This window comes from Rhizobium ecuadorense (assembly GCF_001187535.1).
Taxonomy (GTDB): domain Bacteria; phylum Pseudomonadota; class Alphaproteobacteria; order Rhizobiales; family Rhizobiaceae; genus Rhizobium; species Rhizobium ecuadorense.
The window spans coordinates 1-207 of sequence record NZ_LFIO01000067.1 but is presented as its reverse complement, the minus strand read 5'-3'; the positions used below and the strand labels follow the sequence as shown (position 1 = coordinate 207).

General features: G+C 64.7%; 1 protein-coding gene. It reads right to left on the bottom strand.

Annotated features, from left to right (window positions below; genetic code table 11):
• The coding region (locus AF337_RS03050; protein WP_152970877.1) for a hemagglutinin repeat-containing protein at nt 1–207 on the bottom strand (207 nt) is incomplete at both ends.

The window sequence follows — 207 nt, the reverse complement described above, 5'->3', positions numbered from 1 at the left end:
TGCTGCTGGTCGGTGGAGAGGGTCCTGGTGTAGCCGGATTGGTTGTTGCGGGCGACATCGGTCGACACCACGGCCACCGAACCATTGTCGGCAGTCACCTCGAGCGTCGTTCCCGCCTTGGCGGAACTGCCGATGACGTTGACATTGTCGGTTGCCTTGATCGTCAGGCTGCCGCCGCTGGCGACCTGGCTGGCGGTGGCGTTCTGC